The organism is Streptomyces sp. bgisy100 (genome assembly GCF_057709105.1).
Window position 1 is genome coordinate 17,847 of the sequence record NZ_JBYITE010000017.1, and the last position, 24,498, is coordinate 42,344.

At 72.6% G+C, this 24,498-nt stretch carries 17 protein-coding genes; 12 read left to right on the forward strand and 5 right to left on the reverse strand.

The window, feature by feature from the left end; genetic code table 11:
* Positions 1-12 precede the first annotated feature (12 nt).
* The 6 genes from AC3EQ1_RS14330 to AC3EQ1_RS14355 all read left to right on the forward strand — a co-directional run bounded on the left by AC3EQ1_RS14330 (position 13) and on the right by AC3EQ1_RS14355 (position 8,039).
* Positions 13-1,314 (forward strand): DUF4192 domain-containing protein, encoded by a 1,302-nt coding sequence (locus AC3EQ1_RS14330; RefSeq protein ID WP_432094695.1) that lies wholly within the window; start codon positions 13-15, stop codon positions 1,312-1,314.
* Between the two features lie 120 nt (positions 1,315-1,434).
* A complete protein-coding gene (locus tag AC3EQ1_RS14335) occupies positions 1,435-2,199 on the forward strand; it encodes an NUDIX hydrolase (protein ID WP_432094696.1) in 765 nt (254 codons plus the stop codon).
* A gap of 157 nt (positions 2,200-2,356) precedes the next feature.
* Positions 2,357-4,105, forward strand: a complete 1,749-nt coding sequence (locus tag AC3EQ1_RS14340) for an ABC transporter ATP-binding protein (protein WP_432094697.1) — start codon at positions 2,357-2,359, stop codon at positions 4,103-4,105.
* Between the two features lie 156 nt (positions 4,106-4,261).
* Complete coding sequence (locus AC3EQ1_RS14345) at positions 4,262-5,149, forward strand: FadR/GntR family transcriptional regulator (RefSeq protein WP_432094698.1); 888 nt, start codon at positions 4,262-4,264, stop codon at positions 5,147-5,149.
* 356 nt (positions 5,150-5,505) lie between these two features.
* Complete coding sequence (locus AC3EQ1_RS14350; RefSeq protein WP_432094699.1) at positions 5,506-7,068, forward strand: RNA polymerase sigma factor; 1,563 nt, start codon at positions 5,506-5,508, stop codon at positions 7,066-7,068.
* A 143-nt stretch (positions 7,069-7,211) separates the two neighbouring features.
* Positions 7,212-8,039 carry a S1 family peptidase gene (locus AC3EQ1_RS14355; protein WP_432094700.1) on the forward strand — a complete coding sequence of 276 codons (828 nt, stop codon included), beginning with the start codon at positions 7,212-7,214 and terminating at the stop codon, positions 8,037-8,039.
* A gap of 124 nt (positions 8,040-8,163) precedes the next feature.
* Here the strand turns inward: AC3EQ1_RS14355 and AC3EQ1_RS14360 are convergent, their stop codons facing one another.
* Entirely contained in the window at positions 8,164-8,391 is a 228-nt protein-coding gene (locus AC3EQ1_RS14360; protein ID WP_046925631.1) for a DUF7455 domain-containing protein, read from the reverse strand.
* Between the two features lie 434 nt (positions 8,392-8,825).
* Between AC3EQ1_RS14360 and AC3EQ1_RS14365 the strand changes: the two genes are divergently transcribed.
* From AC3EQ1_RS14365 to AC3EQ1_RS14375, 3 genes are all read left to right on the forward strand, one after another.
* Complete coding sequence (locus tag AC3EQ1_RS14365; protein ID WP_432094701.1) at positions 8,826-10,958, forward strand: DNA gyrase/topoisomerase IV subunit B; 2,133 nt, start codon at positions 8,826-8,828, stop codon at positions 10,956-10,958.
* 400 nt (positions 10,959-11,358) lie between these two features.
* Positions 11,359-11,916: a DUF485 domain-containing protein gene (locus AC3EQ1_RS14370; RefSeq protein ID WP_432094702.1), complete on the forward strand. Its 558-nt coding sequence runs from the start codon at positions 11,359-11,361 to the stop codon at positions 11,914-11,916.
* Between the two features lie 56 nt (positions 11,917-11,972).
* The gene (locus AC3EQ1_RS14375; protein WP_432094761.1) at positions 11,973-13,565 is read left to right on the forward strand and encodes a solute symporter family protein; all 1,593 of its coding nucleotides are present in this window, start codon (positions 11,973-11,975) and stop codon (positions 13,563-13,565) included.
* Positions 13,566-13,696: 131 nt separating this feature from the next.
* Here the strand turns inward: AC3EQ1_RS14375 and AC3EQ1_RS14380 are convergent, their stop codons facing one another.
* From AC3EQ1_RS14380 to AC3EQ1_RS14390, 3 genes are all read right to left on the reverse strand, one after another.
* Positions 13,697-14,380: a DUF7342 family protein gene (locus tag AC3EQ1_RS14380; RefSeq protein WP_432094703.1), complete on the reverse strand. Its 684-nt coding sequence runs from the start codon at positions 14,378-14,380 to the stop codon at positions 13,697-13,699.
* On the reverse strand, positions 14,377-16,017 hold the full coding sequence (locus AC3EQ1_RS14385; protein WP_432094704.1) for a sensor histidine kinase: 1,641 nt from the start codon (positions 16,015-16,017) through the stop codon (positions 14,377-14,379). Before AC3EQ1_RS14385 ends, AC3EQ1_RS14380 begins: the two co-directional genes overlap by 4 nt.
* A gap of 202 nt (positions 16,018-16,219) precedes the next feature.
* A complete protein-coding gene (locus tag AC3EQ1_RS14390) occupies positions 16,220-17,167 on the reverse strand; it encodes a ferredoxin family protein (protein ID WP_432094705.1) in 948 nt (315 codons plus the stop codon).
* A 259-nt stretch (positions 17,168-17,426) separates the two neighbouring features.
* On the opposite strand from AC3EQ1_RS14390, the gene AC3EQ1_RS14395 reads away from it, so the two are divergent.
* Positions 17,427-18,494 (forward strand): CobW family GTP-binding protein, encoded by a 1,068-nt coding sequence (locus AC3EQ1_RS14395; protein ID WP_432094706.1) that lies wholly within the window; start codon positions 17,427-17,429, stop codon positions 18,492-18,494.
* Positions 18,495-18,742: 248 nt separating this feature from the next.
* Here AC3EQ1_RS14395 and AC3EQ1_RS14400 read toward each other — a convergent pair whose 3' ends face one another.
* On the reverse strand, positions 18,743-21,193 hold the full coding sequence (locus AC3EQ1_RS14400; protein WP_432094707.1) for a DNA gyrase/topoisomerase IV subunit A: 2,451 nt from the start codon (positions 21,191-21,193) through the stop codon (positions 18,743-18,745).
* Positions 21,194-21,534: 341 nt separating this feature from the next.
* Between AC3EQ1_RS14400 and AC3EQ1_RS14405 the strand changes: the two genes are divergently transcribed.
* Both AC3EQ1_RS14405 and AC3EQ1_RS14410 read left to right on the forward strand, forming a co-directional pair.
* Positions 21,535-22,905, forward strand: a complete 1,371-nt coding sequence (locus AC3EQ1_RS14405; protein WP_432094708.1) for a M16 family metallopeptidase — start codon at positions 21,535-21,537, stop codon at positions 22,903-22,905.
* A gap of 11 nt (positions 22,906-22,916) precedes the next feature.
* Complete coding sequence (locus tag AC3EQ1_RS14410) at positions 22,917-24,284, forward strand: M16 family metallopeptidase (protein ID WP_432094762.1); 1,368 nt, start codon at positions 22,917-22,919, stop codon at positions 24,282-24,284.
* Positions 24,285-24,498 lie beyond the last annotated feature (214 nt).

The window sequence follows — 24,498 nt, forward strand, 5'->3', positions numbered from 1 at the left end:
CACCGTCGTGGCATGACTGAGCACACCGAACCGCCCCAGCCGTCCCCCGAAGACCGGATCACCCTCCGCAGTCCCGCCGAACTCGCCGACGCCCTGCCGTACTTGCTTGGCTTCCATCCCGACGACAGCATCGTGATGGTCGCGCTGCACGGCGCCCACGGCCGGTTCGGCGGCCGTCTGCGGCTCGGCATCCCCGGAGGTCCCGACGAGTGGCCGGAGGTCGCGCGGCAGCTCGCGGAGTGCCTGGTGAGCGGCAGCGCCAAGCGCGGCTCCCGGCCCGAGGGGATTCTCGTCTTCCTCTGCCAGGACCCCTCGGGGGAGGAGGCGGCGCAGGAGGTGATGGAGCGGCTGCGGCCGCTGGCCCAGAGCCTGCGTACGGCCTGCGGAGAGCTGGATGTTCCCGTGCCGGAGGCGCTGTGCATCTCCGGGGGCCGCTTCTGGTCCTACTGCTGCCCGGACGTCCGGTGCTGTCCGGCGCAGGGCAGCCCGCTGACCTTGCCCGGTACGTCGGTCATGGCGGCGGCGGCCACCTTCGCCGGGATCCAGGTGCGCGGCTCGCTGCGCGAGATGGAGGCCAGGCTGGCTCCTCGTACGGGGCCGGCCGCGAGGGCGCAGGAGGAGGTGCTGGACGCGGTCGCGACGGAGCTGGTCCCCAGGATCCTCGGGGGTGTCGCCCGGGAGACGGTCTGCGAGGAGACGCTGGCGCTCATCCGCCGGCTCCTGGGCCGGTTCGCCGGGGTGTCACCGGTCGGCACCCACCATGACGCCGACGTCCGTGACGACGCCCTGGTCACCGATGAGGAGGCCGCAGCGATCGTCGTGGGGCTGCAGGACCGGACGACTCGCGACCGGGCCGCGGAGTGGATGGAAGCCCCGGACGTGGACTCCGCCCTGCGCCTCTGGCGGTCAGTCGCCCGGCGGTGCGTCGGCGCCTATCGCGATCACGCGGCTGCCCCGCTGACGCTCGCGGGGTGGGTGGCCTGGGCCGCCGGGGACGAGCCCACCGCCCGGGTGGCCCTGGGCATGGCGCTGCGGGCCGACCCCGACTATGTGTTCGCCAAGCTGCTGCACCAGGGAGCGAACGAAGGGCTCGACCCGGAGCTGCTCCGCCGCTGCCTCCGCAAGGAGCGGGCCGCCCGCAGCGACCGCGGGTCCGGCCCCTCGGCCTGTGACGCCCCGGGCCGCGCGCCCGACCGGGGACCGGGCCGGCGGGGCGGCCGGGGGTCGCGGGGTGGCACCCGGCCGCCCGTGCAGGCGAACCGCAGCCGTACCCGCCGACGGACCGGCCGCCGCGGCGCCCGGAGCAGCGGATGAGCCCGCTCGTCGACAGCGCCGGGGGCGGGGAAGGGGGTGGTGACCCACCGGGCACACGTGTGGCCTGAAGTGCCTGCCGAAGGGCCTGTTTATCGTCAGGCAGACGACTATGATCGCCGCATGTCGCCCTACGACCCGTCGGCCTTTCCGCCCTTCGCAGTCACTGTCGACCTGGTCGTGCTCACGGTGCGACGGCATGCGCTCTGTGCGCTGGCCGTCCGCCGCGGGGAGCCGCCGTACCAGGGGCGTTGGGCGCTGCCGGGCGGCTTCGTGCGGGGCGACGAGGATCTCGCGGCGGCCGCGGCCCGCGAGCTGTCCGAGGAGACCGGGCTGTTGGCGCACGATCCCTCCGGGCCCACGGCGGTGAACGGGGCCCACCTCGAGCAGCTCGCCACCTACGGCGAGCCGAAGCGGGACCCCCGGATGCGGGTCGTCAGTGTGGCGCACCTGGTGCTGGCCCCCGACCTGCCCGCCCCGCGTCCGGGCGGTGACGCGCACAGTGTGCGGTGGGCTCCCGTGGAGGATCTTCTCGGGCCGGAGGGCGGCTTCACCCGGGACGGGGAGGAGGTGGCCCCGCTCGCCTTCGATCACGCCCGGATCCTGGCGGACGGTGTGGAGCGCGCCCGGTCGAAGATCGAGTACTCGTCCCTGGCGACCGCGTTCTGCCCCCAGGAGTTCACCGTCGGCGAGCTGCGCCGGGTCTACGAGGCCGTGTGGGGCGTCGCCCTCGACCCGCGCAACTTCCACCGCAAGGTGACCGGCACCCCCGGTTTCCTCGTGCCCACGGGCGGCACGACGACCCGTCAGGGCGGACGCCCCGCCCAGCTGTTCCGGGCGGGCGGCGCGACGCTCCTCAACCCGCCCATGCTCCGGCCCGAGGTCTGAGCGCGCGTCAGCTCCGTTGGGCCGCCCGGGGAGAGGAGGTACCCGGTCGGCGGTCATCGGCAGCGTGCCGCATGGAAAATAGGACATGTCGCGTTATCTTGCTCCGGTACCTGCCGCACTTGCCGAGGAGCGGTCTCCCCGTCCCGCGAGAGAAGCGATGATCCAGGCCATCGGACTGACCAGCGCACCCCGACGCAGTGAACCGCCCGCCGTCGAGGAACTGACCTTCGAGGCCCGCCCCGGACACGTCACCGTTCTGCTCGGTGCCGACGGTGCGGGCAAGACCACTGCCCTGCGGCTCATGCTGCAACTCCGCCCCGGCCGCGGGGTCGCCCTCTTCGAGGGGCGTCCGCTGGACCACATGGCGCACCCGTCCCGCGAGGTCGGGGTGCTGCTCGGGGACGTCCCCGGTCACCCCGCGCGGACGGTCGGAAACCATCTGCGCATGCTGGCGGCCGCGGCCGGTGTCCCCACCGAGCGGGCCGATGAGGTGCTCGGGGCCGTCGGCCTCGGCGGCCTCACCGAACAGCGCCTCGGCTCGCTCTCCCGCGGCATGGACCGCCGGCTCGGTCTGGCGGCAGCACTGATCGGCGACCCCCACACGCTCGTCCTCGACGAGCCCACCAAGGGGCTGTCGTCCCGCGAGACGGCCTGGCTGCACGGACTGCTCCGCGACCACGCGGCCGGGAGCGGCACCGTCCTGGTGGCACTGGACGACCCCAAGGAGGCCGCGCGCCTCGCCGACCGCGTGGTCACCCTGGACGGCGGCCGCGTCGTCGCCGACCAGCCCGTGGCCGAGTTCGCCCGGACCCGTCTGCGTCCACGGGTCGCGGTCCGCACCCCGCACGCCGCCCGGCTCTCCGCCCTGCTGGCCGACGAGATCCACTCCGGGAATCCGGCGGTGGAGGTCGTCCGCGAGGGCGGGAGCCGGATCTCCGTCTACGGCAGCAGCTGTGCGGACGTGGGGGAGGCCGCCTTCCGGCACGGCATCCTCGTGCATCAGCTGGCGGACGAGGTCGGGGACATGGGCCCGACCGCGGTCCCCGACGGGCCGGACGGCGGCTCTGCCTCCGCCGCTGCCGGGCATCTGCTCGACGACGCCACCATCCCGATCCCGCGGATGTCGCCGCCCGGCCCGGTCTGGCCGGTGCGCTACGAACTGCGGCGCGCGGGCGGTGTGCGGACCGGCTGGCTGGCCGCCGCCGCCGCACTCGTCGCGGCGCTGCTCGTCGCCCTGCCCCTGGCCCGCGCCGGGGACACCTCGGCGGCGCGGCTGCTCACCGGCTGGCCCGAGGAACTGCCGCTGCCGCCCGCCGCGTTCGGCGCCGGACTGCTCGGGGCTCTCGCCTTCGGTCAGGAGTTCCGCTATCCGGCGCTCGCCCACGGCCACAGCCCGGTGCCCAGGCGGCTCGGTCTGCTGGGTGCCAAGCTCCTGGTCTGCACTGCCGTCGCCACCGTGCTCGGGGCGGTGTCGGTGGCCGTCAACGGCCTGGTGCTGCGGCTGGTCTTCGGGCCCGGTGCCGTGGGCCTCCCGCCCGACTGGCCGGTGGCGGCCCTGGGCTGGACCGGGCTCGTCATGGGCTGCGCCTGGGCCGGGCTGCTGGCCGCCGGGCTGTTCCGGTCGACGCTGATGGGGCTGGTCGCCGTCCTGTCGGTGCCCATGCTCGTCGTGCCCGCGGTGCAGCACTTGCTGGAAGGTCCGGCGGTCCACGCCTTCCAGGGGCTGTCCGGCCTGTTCCGCGCCGGTTCTCTGGTGCAGTGGCCCTCCGGGGTGGACCCGTGGGTCTCCGGCGCCGTGCGGCTCGGTTCCCAACCGGTCGGACAGGCGATGGCGTTGTCCCTCGGCGCGCTGCTCTGCGCCTACCTGATCGTGGTGTTGAGGGGGAGAACCCGCTGGTGGCCGTGATCTCGGGCGCGCCGGGCGCGAACTGCCCGGACCCCGGCGGAGCGAGCCCGTTTGCTTCCGATTAGGCGTCAATTATGAGGTGATGGGCGATCACCCTTTCGTGTGCTTTTCACCAAAGACCTCAAGGGTGCCCGGAGCGTCGCCGACAAAGGATGCGTGAGTACCCTTGCGCACACCATGATGACCGCGGCTCGCCCCGTCGACTCCGGCCTCCCCGGTCCGGGCGAGCTTGACCGCTACCCCTACGGCGACGCTCCCGGCACCGAGCGCCCCGCCGCCCCGTCCTGGGAGGGGACCGACCCGGAGATGGGGAGAGTCGGCCGCCGTGCCGCCGGCAGCCGGGGCCGAGGGCTGCACGGACAACTCGTCCAGCAGCTCGGCCAAATGATCGTTTCGGGCGACCTGGGCGCCGACCGCCCGCTCGTCCCCGAGGAGATCGGCCAGCGCTTCGAGGTCTCCCGGACCGTCGTCCGCGAGTCGCTCCGCGTCCTCGAGGCCAAGGGCCTCGTCAGCGCCCGCCCGAACGTCGGGACCCGGGTCCGCCCGGTGAGCGACTGGAACCTGCTCGACCCGGACATCATCGAGTGGCGGGCGTTCGGCCCGCAGCGCGACGACCAGCGCCGGGAGCTGTGCGAGCTGCGCTGGACGATCGAGCCGCTCGCCGCCCGGCTCGCCGCCGGCCACGGCCGTGAGGACGTCCAGCAGCGGCTCGCCGACATGGTCGAGATCATGGGCCACTCCCTGGCCCAGGGCGACTCCCTCACGTTCTCCCGCGCCGACACCGAGTTCCACGCACTGCTGCTGCAGCTCGCGGGCAACCGCATGCTCGAGCACCTGTCGGGCATCGTCGGGTCCGCCCTCCACGTCTCCGGCGGCCCCGCCACCGGCTGCGACCGGCCCAGCGAGACCTCGGTCGGGAACCACGCACGCATCGTCGAGGCCCTCGGCGCCGGCGACGCCGCCGGAGCGGAGGCGGCGATGCGCCAGCTGCTCACCGTGCACCTCGAGGTGGAGCGCGTGGTGCCCGCACCGCGTGAGCACTGACCGCGGGAGCGGCGGGCGGCCTGCCGCCGGATCCCGCCCGGGGATCCGGCGGCCTCGACCGGGGCGGCCGCAGGTCAGCCGCCCCATCCGTGCCCGTCGCGGGCATGTGCCGGGTATGACCGGTTCGAAACCGGTGCACGATGTGACTCGGGCCACGCGGATTGGGCGTAACACTCTTCGGAGCAGTGCGATGACCTAAGAGGTGACAGTCGCTGAGGGAATACGGATGTCGTTCGCGACGCTGTGTTGCTCTGCGGTTCCGCCCGCGTCGTCGGTCCATCCCCGCCGACGGTCGTCGGCTCCGGTCTGTTGTGGACCGAGCCGGAAGCCGTTTCCATCGTTCCGAGAGGTTGTTCGTGTCGGCCAGCACATCCCGTACGCTCCCGCCGGAGATCGCCGAATCCGAGTCTGTCATGGCGCTCATCGAGCGGGGAAAGGCTGATGGGCAGATCGCCGGCGACGACGTGCGTCGGGCCTTCGAGGCTGACCAGATTCCGCCAACCCAGTGGAAGAACGTTCTGCGCAGCCTCAACCAGATCCTCGACGAGGAGGGTGTGACGCTGATGGTCAGTGCCGCGGAGGCGCCCAAGCGCACCCGTAAGAGCGTCGCAGCGAAGAGCCCGGCCAAGCGCACCGCCACCAAGACCGTCGCCTCCAAGACGGCCGCGGCCAAGAAGGCCGCCGCCCCCACCGAGCCCGCCGTCTCGCGCTCCGCGGCCTCCGCCGAGGACGAGTCGACGGCCGCGCCCGCCAAGAAGGCGGCCGCGAAGAAGACCGCGGCCAAGAAGACGGTCGCGAAGAAGACCGCCGCCAAGAAGACGGTGGCCAAGAAGACCGCCGCCAAGAAGGAAGCCGACGAGCTGCTCGACGTCGACGACGTGGTGGAGGAGCCGGCGGCGCCCGGCAAGCCCGCCGCCGAGGGCGCCGAGGGCGAGCCGGAGAACGCGGGCTTCGTCCTGTCCGACGAGGACGAGGACGACGCTCCCGCCCAGCAGGTCGCCGCCGCCGGTGCCACCGCGGACCCGGTCAAGGACTACCTCAAGCAGATCGGCAAGGTCCCGCTGCTCAACGCGGAGCAGGAGGTCGAGCTCGCCAAGCGCATCGAGGCCGGTCTCTTCGCCGAGGACAAGCTGTCGAACTCCGACAAGCTCGCCCCGAAGCTCAAGCGCGAGCTGGAGATCATCGCCGAGGACGGCCGCCGCGCCAAGAACCACCTGCTCGAGGCGAACCTCCGCCTCGTGGTGTCGCTGGCCAAGCGCTACACGGGCCGCGGCATGCTCTTCCTGGATCTCATCCAGGAGGGCAACCTCGGTCTGATCCGTGCGGTCGAGAAGTTCGACTACACCAAGGGCTACAAGTTCTCCACGTATGCCACCTGGTGGATCCGTCAGGCGATCACCCGGGCCATGGCCGACCAGGCCCGCACCATCCGTATCCCGGTGCACATGGTCGAGGTCATCAACAAGCTCGCGCGCGTCCAGCGCCAGATGCTCCAGGACCTCGGCCGCGAGCCGACCCCGGAGGAGCTGGCCAAGGAGCTCGACATGACCCCGGAGAAGGTCATCGAGGTCCAGAAGTACGGCCGCGAGCCCATCTCCCTGCACACCCCGCTGGGCGAGGACGGCGACAGCGAGTTCGGTGACCTCATCGAGGACTCCGAGGCCGTCGTCCCGGCCGACGCGGTGAGCTTCACACTCCTCCAGGAGCAGCTGCACTCGGTCCTCGACACGCTCAGCGAGCGCGAGGCGGGAGTCGTGTCCATGCGGTTCGGGCTCACCGACGGCCAGCCGAAGACGCTGGACGAGATCGGCAAGGTCTACGGCGTGACGCGTGAGCGCATCCGGCAGATCGAGTCCAAGACCATGTCGAAGCTGCGCCACCCGTCCCGCTCGCAGGTGCTGCGCGACTACCTCGACTGATCGGTACGCCGTAGCGCGAAGGCCCGGAACCCTTAGCGGGGTTCCGGGCCTTCGTGCTTCCTGAATGCGTCCGTCCGGGTGCGGACCGTGTCCGTTTGGGTCACCCTGGGTGTGCACATGGCGCCACAGAGTCAGGAGTGAGTATGCCTTCCATCCCCCGCGCGCTGTTGGGTGCGCTGGCGCTGACGTCCGTCGCCGTCGGTCCCTCCCTGGTGGCGCCCACTCCCGCCACCGCGGACAGCGTGATCATAGGAGGCCGGCAGGTTCCGGTGAACCAGAGTCCCTGGGCGGTGGCGCTCGCCAGCCGGGACCGCTTCGGCAGCAGCAGGTCGGGACAGTTCTGCGGCGCCGTCGTCGTCGGCCGGACGACGGTGCTCACCGCGGCGCACTGCATGAGCCGCGAGGTGCTCGGGACCGACCGGAGCGCCGTGCGCGACCTCCAGGTGATCGCCGGGCGGGACGATCTGCGGGGCCGTGCGGGGCAGGAGATCGCGGTCCGCGACGTCTGGGTCAACCCCGCCTACAACCCCACGACCAATGCCGGCGACGTCGCGGTGCTCACCCTGGCCTCGGCGCTGCCGCAGAGCTACGTCGCGCCCATGGCGCCCGCCGGGGACGGCGCGTACCGGCCCGGTACCCAGGCCACGGTGTACGGCTGGGGCGACACCACCGGGCGCGGCACCTACTCCTCGACGCTGCATGCCGCCGGTGTGGCGGTGCTGGACGACGCGGTGTGCCGGAACGCCTATCCAGGGACGCAGGACGGCCGCTACGAAGCCGACTCCATGGTGTGCGCCGGAGAGCCCGGGGGCGGGCGTGACGCCTGCCAGGGGGACAGTGGAGGGCCGCTCATGGCCCATGGGCGGCTGATCGGCCTGGTCTCGTGGGGGAGCGGGTGCGGGGAGGCCGGTCAGCCCGGCGTCTACACCAGGGTCTCGGCCGTCGCCGGCCTGGTCGCGGCGCGGTCCTGACGGCCGGTCGGGCCGGTCCGTGCCGGGCGCGGCGGACAGAGAAACGGGCGGTTACCCCTGTTGTCAGGGGTAACCGCCCGCCGACCGGCCCTGGGCCGGCACTGGCTCGTCGTTGTGCGAAGCGTCAGCGTTCCTCGTCGGGGGCCGAAGCCGGAGCGGTGAGACGCTCCGTCTCGTCCTGTATTTCCGCGGCGATCTTCTTGAGTTCCGGCTCGAACTTGCGTCCGTGGTGGGCGCAGAAGAGCAGTTCACCGCCGCTCATCAGGACGACGCGCAGGTAGGCCTGGGCGCCGCAGCGGTCGCAGCGGTCAGCGGCCGTCAGCGGGCTCGCGGGGGTCAGAACAGTAGTCACGTCGCCTCTTCTCTAGCTCGACGAGCTGTCGTACCAGGGTCAACATCCAACCAGGCCGAAAACGTTCCCGCTCGTGCCTTACCTTGGAAAGTTCCTTCCGGGGTGATTCGGATGCTGCCGGTTGGCGGCGAATGAGCCGTAGTGCTCGGGGCTTACGTATTCATCGCGCTTGTCGTGGTTTGTCCGCCCGGCTGGATTGCCGGTTGTTCATGAGGACGTGCCCGGAGCCTAAATGGTTCATGCCTGGAAGGGAACGTGATGTACGCGTCACCCGAATGAGGTATCGAACGTACGAACGAAATGGGGCTAGCATGGACTTTCTCACGGGTGGCGGCGCAAAGGCTCTATCAGGCCTCGGTACCCTCTGACGGGCGACCAAGCCACCACCGAGTCCCCCAGTGGACTCACCAGAAATTCAGCGAGGAGCGAACCGCGTGACCGCCGAGACGTCCGTGCCGTCCACTGCGCTGCTGACGGGAGCAGACCGAGACGGTTCCAACTACACAGCGCGGCACCTGCTCGTCCTGGAGGGCCTGGAGGCGGTGCGCAAGCGGCCCGGCATGTACATCGGCTCGACCGACAGCCGGGGCCTCATGCACTGCCTCTGGGAGATCATCGACAACTCCGTCGACGAAGCCCTCGGCGGTCACTGCGACCGCATCGAAGTGATCCTCCATGACGACGGGTCGGTCGAGGTCCGGGACAACGGCCGCGGCATCCCGGTCGACGTCGAGCCGAAGACCGGCCTCTCCGGCGTCGAGGTGGTGATGACCAAGCTGCACGCGGGCGGCAAGTTCGGCGGCGGCTCGTACGCGGCCTCCGGCGGCCTGCACGGCGTCGGCGCCTCGGTCGTCAACGCGCTCTCCTCGCGCCTGGACGTCGAGGTCGACCGCGCGGGCCACACCCACGCCATCAGCTTCCGGCGCGGCGTCCCGGGGATCTTCACCGAGTCCGGCACCGACGCCCCCTTCGACCCCTCCAGCGGCCTCCTCAAGGCCAAGAAGGTGCCGAAGAACCGGCGCGGGACCCGCGTCCGCTACTGGGCGGACCGCCAGATCTTCCTCAAGGACGCCAAGCTCTCGCTGGACACCCTGTACGCCCGGGCCCGGCAGACGGCGTTCCTGGTGCCCGGCCTGACCATCCTCGTCCGCGACGAGCGGACGGCCGGCGGGCCGGAGGGCTCCGAGGCGCCGACCGAGGAGACCTTCCGGTACGACGGCGGCATCAGCGAGTTCTGCGAGTACCTCGCCCAGGACAAGGCCGTCTGCGACGTCCTCCGGCTGAGCGGCCAGGGCACCTTCAAGGAGACGGTGCCGGTGCTGGACGACCGGGGCCACATGACGCCCACCGAGGTCACCCGGGAGCTGGGGGTCGACATCGCGCTGCGCTGGGGCACCGGCTACGACACGACGATCAAGTCGTTCGTGAACATCATCGCGACCCCCAAGGGCGGCACCCACGTCTCGGGCTTCGAGCGCTCCATCACCAAGACCGTCAACGAGGCGCTGCGTTCCAACAAGATCCTCCGCGTCGCCGAGGACGACGTCGTCAAGGACGACGCCATGGAGGGGCTCACCGCGGTCGTCACCGTCCGGCTGGCCGAGCCGCAGTTCGAGGGGCAGACCAAGGAGGTGCTCGGCACCTCGGCCGCGTCCCGGATCGTCGCGCAGGTCGTGGCCAAGGAGCTCAAGGCCTTCCTGACCTCGACCAAGCGGGACCACAAGGCGCAGGCCCGGTCGGTGCTGGAGAAGGTGGTCGCCGCCGCCCGCACGCGGATCGCGGCCCGTCAGCACAAGGAGGCGCAGCGCCGGAAGACGGCGCTGGAGTCCTCCTCGCTCCCGGCGAAGCTCGCCGACTGCCGCAGCGACGACGTCGAGCGCAGCGAGCTGTTCATCGTGGAGGGGGACTCGGCCCTCGGCACCGCCAAGCTGGCCCGGAACTCCGAGTTCCAGGCGCTGCTGCCGATCCGGGGAAAGATCCTCAACGTTCAGAAGTCGTCCGTCTCGGACATGCTCAAGAACGCCGAGTGCGGAGCGATCATCCAGGTCATAGGAGCCGGGTCCGGCCGGACCTTCGACATCGACCAGGCCCGCTACGGCAAGATCGTGCTGCTGGTCGACGCCGATGTGGACGGGGCCCACATCCGCTGTCTGCTGCTGACCCTGTTCCAGCGCTACATGCGCCCGATGGTCGAGGCGGGGCGGGTGTTCGCCGCGGTGCCGCCGCTGCACCGGGTCGAGCTGACGCACCCCAAGAAGGGGCAGGACAAGTACGTCTACACGTACTCGGACAACGAACTGCGCTCCACGCTGCTGGAGTTCCAGCGCAAGGGCATCAAGTTCAAGGAGTCCATCCAGCGGTACAAGGGCCTCGGTGAGATGGACGCGGACCAGCTGGCGGAGACCACCATGGACCCGCGGCACCGGACGCTGCGCCGGATCAACATCGGCGACCTGGAGTCGGCCGAGCAGATCTTCGACCTGCTCATGGGCAACGAGGTGGCGCCGCGCAAGGAGTTCATCTCGAGCTCGGCGGCCACGCTGGACCGCTCGCGCATCGACACCTGAGCACCCTTCCCGCAGTTCACGGCCGTCGCCCGGTGGGAGTCCCGGGCGGCGGCCGTCCGCGTACGAGTGACCCCGCCGTCCAGGGCTTCCCCCGACCGCCGCGTGCCGGGATGCCGGGCGTGCTTTCGTGGGGCCGGGGCGCGGGTGCGGGACGCAGCGCGGCCGGGACGGGGGCGGACGGTCTCGGGTGGGGCCCGGGTGCGCCCGGCCGGCGGCGTCGTCGCAGGGCGGCGCTCCTCGGTCGGCCGGTGTGACCTGGGACGTCGTGGACCGGTGGGGCCGCCGAGGACATCCGTCACCTGATGGGGTGAAGGTCCGGGATTGTGCAGGCCCGGATGTTCCCGCTCTGTCCATCCTTGGGAGGCGTGGCCAACGAGGCCGCGGATCAAGGAGAGTTCGGGTGGAGAAGCACGACGGGCGTGAATCCGGAACGATCCGGCTGGACGACCCCTGGTACGACGTGATCGCCTCGGGCTGGGGCGAGTCCGCCGACGAGAGCGCGCCGCCGGAAGCACCGGTTCCCGCACCTGCCCCGCCACCGGAGACGCCGCCGGAGACGCCACCGGCCGCGTCCGGTGAGGCGGCCCCGCGGCAGGCGGCGGCCGGGCCGGAGTCCACCGCCGACATCTATCTGGAAGTACAGCGGAGCGCGGCCTTCCAGGAAGTGCGCAGCCGGTACCGCCGGTTCGTCCTGCCCGCCTGTGCGGCCTTCCTCGCCTGGTACTTCGCCTATGTGATCGCCGCCACCACAGCCCCCGGGCTGATGGGGCGGCCGGTGGTGGGCGCGCTGAACGTCGCCATGGTGGCCGGGCTCGCCCAGTTCGCCACCACATTCCTGCTGACCTTTGCCTATGCCCGCCATGCGCGGCTGCGGCGGGACAAGCCGGCGCTGGACCTGCGGTGGATCGTCTTCGAGCAGAACAGGCAGCAGGACATGGCGCGGGAGCAGGACCGTTGACCGGACAGGGCACGACGACCTCGGTGATGACCGCGAGCGATGTGACCACCCAGACCCTGACGGTGGAACAGCAGACGCTCGCTCTGGTGCTGTTCAGCGCGTTCGTCGCGCTGACCCTGGCGATCACCACCTGGGTCAGCCGCAAACGCCAGGGATCGGCGGAGGAGTTCTACACCGGAGGGCGCCTCTTCACGCCCATGGAGAACGGGTTCGCGATCGCCGGCGACTACATGTCGGCCGCCTCGTTCCTGGGGATCTCCGGGCTGATCGCCCTCTTCGGCTACGACGGCATGCTCTACTCCGTCGGCTTCTTCGTGGCGTGGCTGGTGGTCCTGCTCCTGATCGCCGAACTCGTCCGCAACTGCGGCCGGTTCACCCTGGCCGACGTCGTGGCGGCGCGGATGCGGGAGCGCCCCGTCCGGATCGCCGTGGGAACCTCCTCGATCACGGTCTCCGTGCTGTACCTCGTCGCGCAGATGGTGGGTGCGGGCAGTCTGGTGGCGCTGCTGCTGGGCGGCTCCGGGCCGCACGCCCGCGCCTGGACGGTGGTCGGCGTCGGGGCGCTGATGGTCGTCTACGTGGCCTTCGGCGGCATGCGGGCCACCACCTGGATCCAGATCGTCAAGGCCGTGCTGCTGATGGGCGGGACGATCGGGCTCACCGTCTTCGTGCTGGTGCGCTTCGACTTCGATCTCGGCGCCCTGCTGACCACCGCCGCGGACCGCAGCGGGCACGGCAGCGACTTCCTCGCCCCGGGGCTGAAGTACGGCGGCGACTGGACCGCCCGGCTGGACTTCATCAGCCTCGGCCTCGCGCTCGTCCTGGGCACCGCCGGGCTGCCGCACATCCTCTCCCGCTTCTACACGGTGCCGACCGCGCGGGCCGCGCGCCGGTCGGCCGTCTGGTCCATCGTGCTGATCGGCGGCTTCTACCTGATGACGATCGTGCTCGGCTTCGGCGCCGCGGCCGTCGTCGGGCCCGATGTCGTGCACGCCTCCAACCCGGCCGGGAACACCGCCCTTCCGCTGCTCGCCCTCGACCTGGGCGGCGGTCAGGGGTCCACCGGGGGCACGGTGCTGTTCGCCGTCGTCGCCGCGGTGGCCTTCGCCACCATCCTCGCGGTGGTGGCGGGTATCACCCTCGCCTCCTCGGCGTCGGTGGCCCACGACCTGTACGCGTCGCTGCGCCGCAACGTCACGAAGCAGCGCAGTGAGGTCGCCGTGGCCCGGGTCGCCACGGTCGGCATCGGTGCGGTGGCGATCGCGCTGGGGCTTCTCGCGCAGGACCTCAATGTGGCGTTCCTGGTCGGCCTGGCCTTCGCCGTCGCGGCCTCGGCCAACCTTCCGGCGCTGCTCTACTCCCTCTTCTGGAGCCGGTTCACCACCCGTGGGGCGGTGTGGTCCGTGTACGGCGGACTGGCCCCGGCCGTGGTGCTGGTGGTGCTCTCACCGGTGGTCTCCGGCAGCCCCGAGTCGATCTTCCCGGGCATGGACTTCCACCTCTTCCCGCTGCAGAACCCGGGGCTGGTCTCGGTGCCGTTGGGCTTCCTCGCGGGCTGGCTCGGGACGGTCACCTCGGCCGAGGCCGCCGAGCCGGCCAAGCACGCGGAGACCGAGGTCCGGGCCCTCACCGGTGCGGGGGCCGCGTAGCGCCTGTGTACCGGAGCCGGTCCGCCCGGTGTGCCCTCGGGGCCCGTCCTGCCGGATCGTGCCGTGCTGTTCGCGCGGCGCGGTCCCTGGGGCGGGCCCCGCTCCGCCGCTCGGGCGGTGCGGCGGTCGCCTCAGCCGGGCCGGTGCCAGGTGTAGCGGTGCTCGGGGCGTCCCGTCTCGCCGTACTTGAGGTTCATCCGCACCCGGCCGGCGCGTTCCAGCAGCTTCAGATACCGCTGGGCGGTCTGCCGGCTGAGGCCGCACCGGTCGGCGACCTCCTGGGCGGACAGCGGGCCCGACGCGCCCCGCAGTACCTCCCGTACGCGGTCGGCGGTCAGCGCGGAGTGGCCCTTGGGCAGTTCGGCGGGGGTGGCGGAGGCCGCGCCGAACGCGCCGAAGATCCGGTCCACTTGTTCCTGCTCGGCGTCCCCGCCGTCGGCGAGAGCGCGCCGTAGATCCGCGTAGGCGTCGAGTCTGGTGCGGAGCCCGGCGAAGGTGAACGGCTTCACCAGGTACTGCAGCGCGCCGAGGCGCATGGCGTCCTGGACCGTGGAAATGTCCCGGGCGGCCGTCACCATGATCACGTCGGTGTGGCGGCCGAGGTCGCGCAGCCTGCGCACCAGCGCCAGGCCGGTCTCGTCCGGGAGGTAGTGGTCGAGCAGCACCAGGTCGACCTCGTGCCGCTGGAGGAAGGCGAGGGCCTCGGCGGCCGTGTGGGCCGTCCCGGCGACCCGGAAGCCGGCCACCTTCCGCACGTAGGCCGCGTTGATCTCCGCGACCCGCAGGTCGTCGTCCACCACCAGCACGTCGATCATCGTGTCTCCCCCGCCGCCGTGAGCCCGGCCTCGTCCGGCCCGGGCCGGTCCAGCGCCGTCGCCAGGGCCTCGGGCAGGACCACGGTGAACTCTGCCCCGCCGCCCTCCCGGCCCGCCACTGTGGCGCTGCCTCCCTGCCGCTCGGCCAGCCGGCGCACCAGGGCGAGCCCGATGCCGCGCCCGCCGTGCGGCGGGGGCTCCTTGGTGGACCAGCCCTCGGTGAAGATCAGTTCGCGGTGTTCCGGCGGGACGCCGGGACCGCGGTCGCCGACACGCAGGATCGCGGTGCGGCCCTCCGCCCGCAATTCCACCTCGACCTCGGGCCGGGGCGTCCCGGCCGTGGCGTCCAGCGCGTTGTCCACGAGGTTCCCCAGCACGGTCACCAGGCCCCGCGGATCCACCACGCGGTCCGGGAAGCTGGTGCGGGGGCCGATCCGGAGCGAGGCGCCGCGCTCGGCCGCCACCGTGGCCTTGCCGACCAGCAGGGCGGCCAGCAGTGGGTCGCGCACCTGCTCGGCGACCTGTTCCGCGGTGGCCCGGTGCACGCCGACGGCCTCGGTCACGAACTCCACGGCCTCGTCGTGCAGGCCGAGCTCCAGCAGCCCCAGCAGCGTGTGCAGCCGGTTGGCGTGCTCATGGTCCTGAGCGCGCAGCGCGTCGATCAGCCCGTGGGTGCCGTCCAGCTCCCGCCCGAGCCGCTCCAGTTCGGTGCGGTCCCGCAGGGTGGCCACGGCTCCGCCGTCGTCGGTGGGCATCCGGTTGGCCACGAGCACCCGGTTGCCGCTGACGGTGAGCAGATCCTCGCCGGTCACCCGCCCGGCCAGCACATCGGTCGTCCGCCCCGGGCCGAGCGCCTCGTCCAGCGGGCGCCCGGTGTCCCGGGCGTCCAGGCCCAGCAGGCGCTGGGCCTCGTCGTTCAGCAGCCGGATCCTGCCCCGGGCGTCGAGGGCGACGACGCCCTCGCGGATGCCGTGGAGCATCGCCTCGCGCTCGGCGAGCAGCGCGGAGATGTCGGAGAAGGCCAGGTCGTGGGTGCGGCGCTGGAGTCTGCGGGACACCACGTAGGAGGCGAGGGCGGCGACGGCGAGGGCTCCGCCCGCGTACACCAGCAGGCCGGGGACGACGGCCAGCAGCCGGTCGCGCACGCTCTCGTAGGCGATGCCGACCGAGACGGCGCCGACGATCCCGCCCTCGCCGTCGCGCAGCGGCACCTTGCCGCGGGCCGAGCGGCCGAGGGTGCCGTTGTCGATCTGCATGACCTCGTGGCCCGCGAGTGCCCGGCTGGGGTCGGTGGAGACGTGCCGGCCGATCCGGTCCGGCGACGGGTGCGACCAGCGGACACCGTGGTCGTCCATGATCACGACGTACTCCGCGCCGGTGGAGCGGCGGATGCGCTCGGCCTCGCCCTGCACCGGACCGTACGGGGTGGGCCGGGTCGTCCCGACCGCGTCCGCCAGCCCGGGGCGGGCCGCCGTGGTCTGGGCTATCGCCAGGGCGCGGCGCATCGCCTGGTCGTCGAGCTGGGCGCTGAGCGGGGCGAGGAAGAGCCCGGTGGCGAGGGCGGTGACGCCGGCGGCGATGACGAGCTGGGTGAGCAGCACCTGGGAGAAGACACGACGGGGCCATCCGATCCGCATCCGTCCGCCTCCGCTCCATCGCTCGTGCACCACGCGCCGCCGGGGTGCGGAAGGCCCTCCTCCGCTTCGGTCGTGTGAACGAAGGGTAGGCGGCCGACGCGGCAGCCGGGGCCCGTCGCGCCGCTCCCGCGGAGAGGGGACGGTGCCTGAGCTGTTCTAGCGCGAGCAAAAGGCGCAGAACAGGGACCGGACGGCGGGAGCGTCAGCCGGTTGCGCGGGGCAGGGCGCGGACGGCCAGGACATCCATGCGCGCGGGCGAGCCCGGCACGGCTCCGCAGCTCTCCGGACGCGGCGGTTCCGCGGCCGACCGGGCCACGTCCACCTGCCAGCTCCGGCCGTCGGTGTGGGCCACGGTCACGGTCCAGTGGGGCGGTGGCCCTCCGGGCCGGGCCTGCGTCCGGACGACGTCCAGCGCGTCCTCCCGGTCCTCACCGGTGAGCTGCCGGACGGCGAGGTCCGCGGCCTGCCCGGGCCGGTCCCAGGCCGAGCGGCCGCGCGAGCCCGTGGTGACGATCCGGCCCAGCCGCGCGGCCTCCAGCGCGCCCTTGGCGGTGTGCGCGGTGGCCCGCCCGTAGGCGTAGCCGTAAGGGAGCAGCACGAAGGTGGGGGCGAAGCGGTGCCCGCCGATGTGGGTGACCTCCCAGACGCTCTCGTCCCCGTCCGTCGCCAGCTCGGCGGCGAGCGGGCGGCCGAGCAGCGCGCAGCACCGGTCGCGCTTGCCGTTGGTGCAGACCAGGGCGAGCGGCCCGCCCTCGTACGCCTCCCAGAGGCCCCGGTGGTGGCCGGCGCCGAGGGCGGCGAAGTCGAGGTCCAGGAGCTGCTCGGGGCCGCCGGCGCCCGACCCGGGCCCGAGCTCGGCGGTCCGGATCCAGGACCGGCCGGGCCGTGTGTGCGCGACATAGACCCGGCGCGGGGCGGGGCCGTGGGGGTCGGCGTGCGGGCCGGGGCGCCGGATCAGCGCGACCCGTACGCCGGTGCCCTGGGCGGCCCGCTCCAGGGCGCGCCCGAGCTCCGGATCGAGGTGGCTGGAGGTGGCGGCCTTGGCGCCCCACGGGCCCGGCTGCTCGATGAGCAGCCAGGTGGGGGCGGTGGCCGCGGTGGCCTCCACGGGCTCGGCCAGATCCCGCGAGGCGGTCGTACAGGCATTCACAGCAGGTGAGCCTAATCCCGGGCCGGTCCGAGGCCGTTCTCCGGCGCTTCCGGGGGCTTTGTGGAGCCCGAACGGTGAGCTCCGGCGGAACGGGGCGGACGGTCGGCGCACCGGGCGGCAGGCGGGCGTACAGAAGCGACGGCGGGGGCGCGGGGAGGGGCCGTGCGCGGTCCCCCGGGCGGATGCCCGTCCCGGACCGCCCGATACGATCGCTGCCGTCCCGTGCCCTGCTCCCGCCCGCATCATGGAGGCCGAGTCCGTGGCCAAGAAGCAGATCCCGGTCATCGTGCTCGCCGGTTTCCTGGGGTCCGGCAAGACGACGATGCTCAACCATCTGCTGCGCAACAGCAGGGGGAACCGGATCGGCGCCGTCGTCAACGACTTCGGCAGCGTCGGGATCGACGCCATGACGGTGGCCGGGCAGGTCGACGCGATGGTCTCCCTGGGCAACGGCTGCCTCTGCTGCGCGGTCGACACCAGCGATCTGGACGGCATCCTGGACCGTCTCGCGCGCCCCGCGGCCCGGCTCGACGCCATCGTCATCGAGGCGAGCGGTCTGGCCGAGCCGGAGACCATGGTCAGGATGATCCTCTCCAGCACGAACCGGCACATCGTCTACGGCGGGCTGATCGAGGTGGTGGACGCCGCCGAGTTCGCGGAAACCCGGGCCCGGCACCCGGAGATCGACCGGCATCTGGGCGTCGCCGATCTGGTGGTGCTGAACAAGACCGACCGGATCGACACGGAGGAGCAGGAGCGGCTCCTCGGTGTGCTCGCGGAACTCAGCCCCGGGCGGCCGGTCGTCGCGGCCTCCCACGGCCGGCTGGATCCGGAACTCCTCTTCGAGCGCCGGGCGGAGCGGGAGGAGGCGGTGCGACAGCTGTCCTTCGACGAGCTGTGCGGCGCGGACGACGAGCACGGGGAGCATCTGCACGCCGCCTACGACAGCGTCGCGTTCAGCTCGCCCGAACCCCTGGACCCGCGGCGGTTCATGGAGTTCCTGGACAGCCGGCCGAAGGGGCTCTACCGCATCAAGGGGTTCGTCCACTTCGGGGTGGACGGGCACCGGCAGAAGTTCTCCCTGCACGCCGTCGGCGACTTCCTGCGCTTCAACCCGTCGCCCTGGGCGCGCGGGGAGCGCCGGACGACGCATCTGGTGCTGATCGGCTCCGGCATCGACGCCGAGGCGCTGCGCGGGGGCCTGGAGGCGTGTGTACAGGCCGAGTCGGCTGGGACCGAGCCGGGCGGGACGGGGCTGGACGGGACCGAGCCGGACGGGACCGGGGCGCGCAGCATGTGGGGCGTGCTCCGCTACGTCCAGGAGTAGCGCGGGCTTTCTGCTTCTTTCCGCCGGGGCCCCGGAGCGGCGAGTCCGTCGTCATGGTGCCCCCGGCCGGGCGGGGCCGTCGACGCAGCCCCAGGCGACGTGGCCCCCAGGCCGGGCACGTCCGCCGTCGTGGTGGTCCCGGGCAGCTCCCGTCCCGTCGGCGGCTCATGCGCTCAGTGGCTCGGGAGCCGAGGACGGGACGCCCCCGGACCGCGCCCCGTCGGGCCCGGTCCGGGGGAGTGGAACGTCTACACCGGTCCCGCCACCACGGCCACCGCCTTGGGCAGCGGCAGCCCCGAGCCGTCGCGCCGCGGATCCGGCTCGGGCAGGTCCGCCGGTGTGCCGGTGGCGGTGGCCGCGCGGGCCGGAGTCGTCCCCACCCAGGCCAGGACGAGGCCGTCCTCGCCCTTCAGGAAGCGGTGACAGCGCACCCCGCCGGTGGCCCGGCCCTTGCGCGGGTACTGGTCGAACGGCGTCAGCTTCGCCGAGCTCTGCGCGGGGCCGCCGAGGGTGCCCCGGGCACCCGCGACCGTGAACACCGCGGCGTCCGCCGCCGGGTCCACCGCGGCGAACGAGATCACCTTCGCGTCCGCCCCGAGCTTGATGCCCGCCATGCCGCCCGCCGCGCGGCCCTGCGGCCGCACCTGGGCGGCCGGGTAGCGCAGCAGTTGGGCCTCGTCGGTGACGAAGACCAGGTCCTCCTCGCCGGTGCGCAGCTCGACGGCGCCGACGATCCGGTCGCCCTCGCGGAGCGAGATGACCTCCAACTCCTCCTTGTGGGCCGGGTAGTCCGGCACCACGCGCTTCACCACACCCTGTTGCGTGCCGAGCGCGAGGCCGGGCGAGGACTCGTCCAGCGTGGTCAGGCAGACCAGCGTCTCGTCCGCCTCCAGCGTCAGGAACTCCGCGATCGGAGCGCCGCCCGCGAGGTTCGGGGCGCCGGAGGTGTCCGGCAGCATCGGCAGGTCGATCACCGGGAGCCGCAGCAGCCGGCCCGCCGAGGTCACCGCGCCCACGTCCGCACGGGCCGTGGCCGGGACCGCGGACACGATCACATCGTGCTTGACGCGCTTGCCGCCCGGATCCCCGAGCGGTTCGGCGCCGGCCGTGCGTGCCAGCAGCCCGGTGGAGGACAGCAGCACCCGGCACGGGTCGTCGGCGACCTCCAGCGGCACCGCCGTGACCGGCGCGCCCGCCGACTCCAGCAGCACCGTCCGCCGGTCGGTGTCGAACTTCTTCGCCACCTGGCCCAGTTCGGCCGAGACCAGCTTGCGCAGCTCCGCGTCCGACTCCAGGATCCGGGTGAGCTTCTCGATCTCCTCGCCCAGCCTGTCGCGCTCGGACTCCAGCTCCAGCCGGTCGAACTTGGTGAGCCGGCGCAGCGGGGTGTCCAGGATGTACTGGGTCTGGATGTCGCTGAGCGAGAAGCGGGCCATCAGGCTCTGCTTGGCCTCCGCGGAGTTCTCACTCGACCGGATGATCCTGATGACCTCGTCGATGTCGATCAGCGCGATCAGCAGGCCCTCGACCAGGTGCAGCCGGTCGCGGCGCTTGGTGCGCCGGAACTCGCTGCGCCGCCGGACCACCTCGAAGCGGTGGTCCAGATAGACCTCCAGCAGCTCCTTGAGGCCCAGGGTCAGCGGCTGGCCGTCCACCAGCGCCACGTTGTTGATGCCGAAGGACTCCTCCATCGGCGTCAGCTTGTAGAGCTGCTCCAGCACGGCCTCGGGGTTGAAGCCGTTCTTGATCTCGATCACCAGGCGCAGCCCGTGCGCCCGGTCGGTGAGGTCCTTGACGTCCGCGATGCCCTGGAGCTTCTTCGAGCCGACCAGGTCCTTGATCTTGGAGATCACCTTCTCCGGGCCCACCGTGAAGGGGAGTTCCGTGACGACCAGGCCCTTGCGCCGGGCGGTGACGTCCTCCACCGAGACGGTCGCGCGGATCTTGAAGCTGCCGCGGCCCGTCTCGTAGGCGTCGCGGATGCCGTTCAGCCCCACGATCCGGCCGCCGGTCGGCAGGTCCGGCCCCGGGACGTGCTTCATCAGCGTCTCGAGGTCCGCGCCCGGGTGCTTGATCAGGTGACGGGCGGCGGCGATCACTTCGCCCAGGTTGTGCGGCGGCATGTTGGTCGCCATGCCGACCGCGATCCCGGACGCGCCGTTGACCAGCAGGTTCGGATAGGCGGCCGGCAGGGTGACCGGTTCCTGCTCCTGGCCGTCGTAGTTCGGCGCGAAGTCGACGGTGTCCTCGTCGATCGACTCGGTCATCAGGGAGGTCGCCGAGGCCATCCGGCACTCGGTGTAACGCATCGCGGCCGGTGGGTCGTCGTTCCCCAGCGAACCGAAGTTGCCGTGCCCGTCGACCAGCGGCAGCCGCATCGAGAAGGACTGCGCCATGCGCACCAGGGCGTCGTAGATCGACGCGTCGCCGTGCGGGTGGAGCTTACCCATCACCTCGCCGACGACCCGCGCGCACTTCACGTACCCGCGCTCCGGGCGCAGGCCCATCTCGTTCATCTGGTAGACGATGCGCCGGTGCACGGGCTTCATCCCGTCGCGGGCGTCGGGGAGCGCGCGCGAGTAGATGACCGAGTAGGCGTACTCCAGGAAGGAGCCCTGCATCTCGTCCACGACGTCGATGTCGAGGATGCGCTCCTCGAAGTCGTCGGGCGGCGGGGTCTTCGTACTGCGGCGGGCCATCTCGGCTGCTGCTCCTTAGAAACTGCCTGAGCGGGTGCTGACGCGGACCATTGTGGACCCCGCGACCGACAGCGCGTTCCACGACCCGTCCGGGGCGCGGCGGCTCCCGGCCCGCTGCGGGGGGGCGTGCGCCCCGGCGGGCCGGCCGGGGAACCCAGCGCGTCACGGCGCCGGCCGGTGCACCGTACGTTGGACACCAGGAATGGAACATCAGCGTCCGGTTACCCGACACGCGCCGATCGCGGAAGCGTAGCCGCCCGGCCGTCCGGGAACTTCGCCAGGCGTCACCGCGCTTGCATACAGTGGCAGCATTTCTCCCCCCAGCGATCGAAGGGACGTACATGCCGATGGGTCACACGGCAACGCAACAGGCCGGCTCCGGCGGCCTGACAGCGACCGAGCACCGCCTGGCCAACGGCCTGCGGGTGGTGCTCTCCGAGGACCACCTCACCCCGGTCGCCGCGGTGTGCCTCTGGTACGACGTCGGGTCGCGCCACGAGGTCAAGGGCCGTACGGGTCTGGCTCACCTCTTCGAGCACCTGATGTTCCAGGGCTCGTCGAGCGTCCCGGGCAACGGCCACTTCGAGCTGGTGCAGGGCGCCGGCGGCTCCCTGAACGGCACCACCAGCTTCGAGCGGACCAACTACTTCGAGACCATGCCCACCCACCAGCTGGAGCTCGCGCTCTGGCTGGAGGCCGACCGCATGGGCAGCCTCCTCACCGCGCTGGACGAGGAGAGCATGGAGAACCAGCGCGACGTCGTCAAGAACGAGCGGCGCCAGCGCTACGACAACGTCCCGTACGGCACCGCCTTCGAGAAGCTGACCGCCATGGTCTACCCCGAGGGCCACCCGTACCACCACACCCCCATCGGCTCGATGGCCGACCTGGACGCGGCCTCGCTGGAGGACGCGCGGAACTTCTTCCGCACGTACTACGCGCCGAACAACGCGGTGCTCTCCGTCGTCGGCGACATCGACCCGGAGCAGACGCTCGCCTGGATCGAGAAGTACTTCGGCACCATCCCCGGCCACGACGGCAAGCAGCCGCCGCGTGACGGCTCGCTGCCCGACGTGCTGGGCGGGCAGCTGCGCGAGGTCGTCGAGGAGGAGGTGCCCGCCCGTGCCCTGATGGCCGCCTACCGGCTGCCGCACGACGGGACCCGGGAGGCCGACGCCGCCGACCTGGCGCTGACCGTGCTCGGCGGCGGTGAGTCCTCGCGGCTGCACAACCGGTTGGTCCGCCGCGACCGCACGGCCGTCGCCGCGGGCTTCGGCCTGCTCCGGCTGGCCGGGGCGCCGTCGCTGGGCTGGCTGGACGTGAAGACCTCCGGCGGCGTCGAGGTGCCGGCCATCGAGGCCGCCGTCGACGAGGAGCTGGCCCGCTTCGCCGCGGAGGGGCCCACCCCCGAGGAGATGGAGCGCGCCCAGGCCCAGCTGGAGCGCGAGTGGCTGGACCAGCTCGCCACCGTCGGCGGCCGCGCCGACCAGCTGTGCCGCTACGCCGTGCTGTTCGGCGACCCGCAGCTGGCGCTGACCGCCGTCCAGCGGGTCCTGGACATCACCGCCGAGGAGGTGCAGGCCGTGGCCGCCGCCCGGCTGCGCCCGGACAACCGCGCGGTCCTCGTCTACGAGCCGACCGCCCCCGCCGACGACGACACCGCCGCCGGCACCCCCGCCGACGGCACCGCAGACGAGGAGGCGGACCGGTGACCGACGCCACCATGACCTTCCACCCCCAGCCGCAGGGCGGCATCGCCAAGCCGTGGGCCTTCCCGGCCCCCGAGCGCGCCACCCTGCCCAACGGCCTCACCGTGCTGCACTGCCACCGGCCGGGCCAGCAGGTGGTGGCCGTCGACATCAACCTCGACGCCCCGCTGGACGCCGAGCCCGAGGGGCTGGACGGGGTCGCCACGATCATGGCCCGGGCCCTGTCCGAGGGCACCGACAAGCACACGGCCGAGGAGTTCGCCGCCGAGCTGGAGCGCTGCGGCGCCACGCTCGACGCGCACGCCGACCACCCCGGCGTCCGGGTCTCCCTGGAGGTCCCCGCCTCCCGGCTGGCCAAGGCGCTCGGGCTGCTCGCCGACGCACTGCGCGCCCCGGCGTTCCCCGACGGCGAGATCGAGCGGCTCGTCGCCAACCGGCTGGACGAGATCCCGCACGAGCAGGCCAACCCGGCCCGCCGCGCGGCCAAGGAGCTCTCCAAGGAGCTCTTCCCGGCCTCGTCCCGGATGTCCCGCCCCCGGCAGGGCACCGAGGAGACCGTCGCACGCATCGACGCCGCGGCCGTCCGGGCCTTCTACGAGGCCCACGTCCGGCCCGCCACCGCCACCGCGGTGGTCGTCGGCGACCTGGCCGGCACCGACCTCGCCGCGGTGCTCGGCGACACCCTGGGCGCCTGGACCGGCGGCCCCGCCGAGCTGCGCCCGGTACCGCCGGTGACCGCCGACGACACCGGCCGCGTGGTGATCGTGGACCGGCCCGGCGCCGTCCAGACCCAGCTGCTGATCGGCCGGATCGGCCCGGACCGGCACGACCGGGTGTGGTCGGCCCAGGTGCTCGGGATCTACTGCCTCGGCGGCACCCTCACCTCCCGGCTCGACCGGGTGCTGCGGGAGGAGAAGGGCTACACCTACGGCGTGCGGTCCTTCGGCCAGGTCCTGCGCTCCGGTCCCGACGGCACCGGCGCCTCGCTGCTGGCCATCAGCGGCTCGGTGGACACCGCCTCCACCGGCCCCGCCCTGGACGACGCCTGGAAGGTGCTGCGCACTCTCGCCGCCGAGGGCCTGACCGACGCCGAGCGGGACGTCGCCGTGCAGAACCTCGTCGGGGTCGCGCCCCTGAAGTACGAGACGGCAGCGGCCGTCGCCGGCACCCTCGCCGACCAGGTGGAGCAGCACCTGCCGGACGACTACCAGGCACAGCTCTACGCCCGGCTCGCCGAGACCGGCACCGTGGAGGCGACGGCGGCGGCCGTCAGCGCCTTCCCGGTGGACCGGCTGGTCACCGTGCTCGTGGGCGACGCCTCGCAGATCGAGGAGCCGGTGCGGGCGCTCGGCATCGGCGAGGTGAAGGTGGTCGGCGGCTGAGCCGCCCGGCCCGGCGGCGGGGCGGGCCCGTCCCCAACTCGTGAGTCCGCCGGTCCCGTTGTGGCGTCAGGCGCCCCAAAGGGCTTGTCCCCCGGGGCGGCTGACGCCGCGTCGGTCCGTTCCGGCGGGCCGTGACACGACAGCGAACCCCGGTGCCGGGTACGGCACCGGGGTTCGGTCGTATGCCCGTTTTGTTGGTGAGGGTGAGTGTTCT

Bases quoted from the DNA above. Each gene is read 5' to 3' on its own strand.
- AC3EQ1_RS14385 (WP_432094704.1), bottom strand. From the start codon at position 16,017: ATGCGGATCGGATGGCCCCGTCGTGTCTTCTCCCAGGTGCTGCTCACC.
- AC3EQ1_RS14340 (WP_432094697.1), top strand. From the start codon at position 2,357: ATGATCCAGGCCATCGGACTGACCAGCGCACCCCGACGCAGTGAACCG.
- AC3EQ1_RS14405 (WP_432094708.1), top strand. From the start codon at position 21,535: ATGCCGATGGGTCACACGGCAACGCAACAGGCCGGCTCCGGCGGCCTG.
- AC3EQ1_RS14400 (WP_432094707.1), bottom strand. From the start codon at position 21,193: ATGGCCCGCCGCAGTACGAAGACCCCGCCGCCCGACGACTTCGAGGAG.
- AC3EQ1_RS14380 (WP_432094703.1), bottom strand. From the start codon at position 14,380: ATGATCGACGTGCTGGTGGTGGACGACGACCTGCGGGTCGCGGAGATC.
- AC3EQ1_RS14335 (WP_432094696.1), top strand. From the start codon at position 1,435: ATGTCGCCCTACGACCCGTCGGCCTTTCCGCCCTTCGCAGTCACTGTC.
- AC3EQ1_RS14355 (WP_432094700.1), top strand. From the start codon at position 7,212: ATGCCTTCCATCCCCCGCGCGCTGTTGGGTGCGCTGGCGCTGACGTCC.
- AC3EQ1_RS14410 (WP_432094762.1), top strand. From the start codon at position 22,917: ATGACCTTCCACCCCCAGCCGCAGGGCGGCATCGCCAAGCCGTGGGCC.
- AC3EQ1_RS14330 (WP_432094695.1), top strand. From the start codon at position 13: ATGACTGAGCACACCGAACCGCCCCAGCCGTCCCCCGAAGACCGGATC.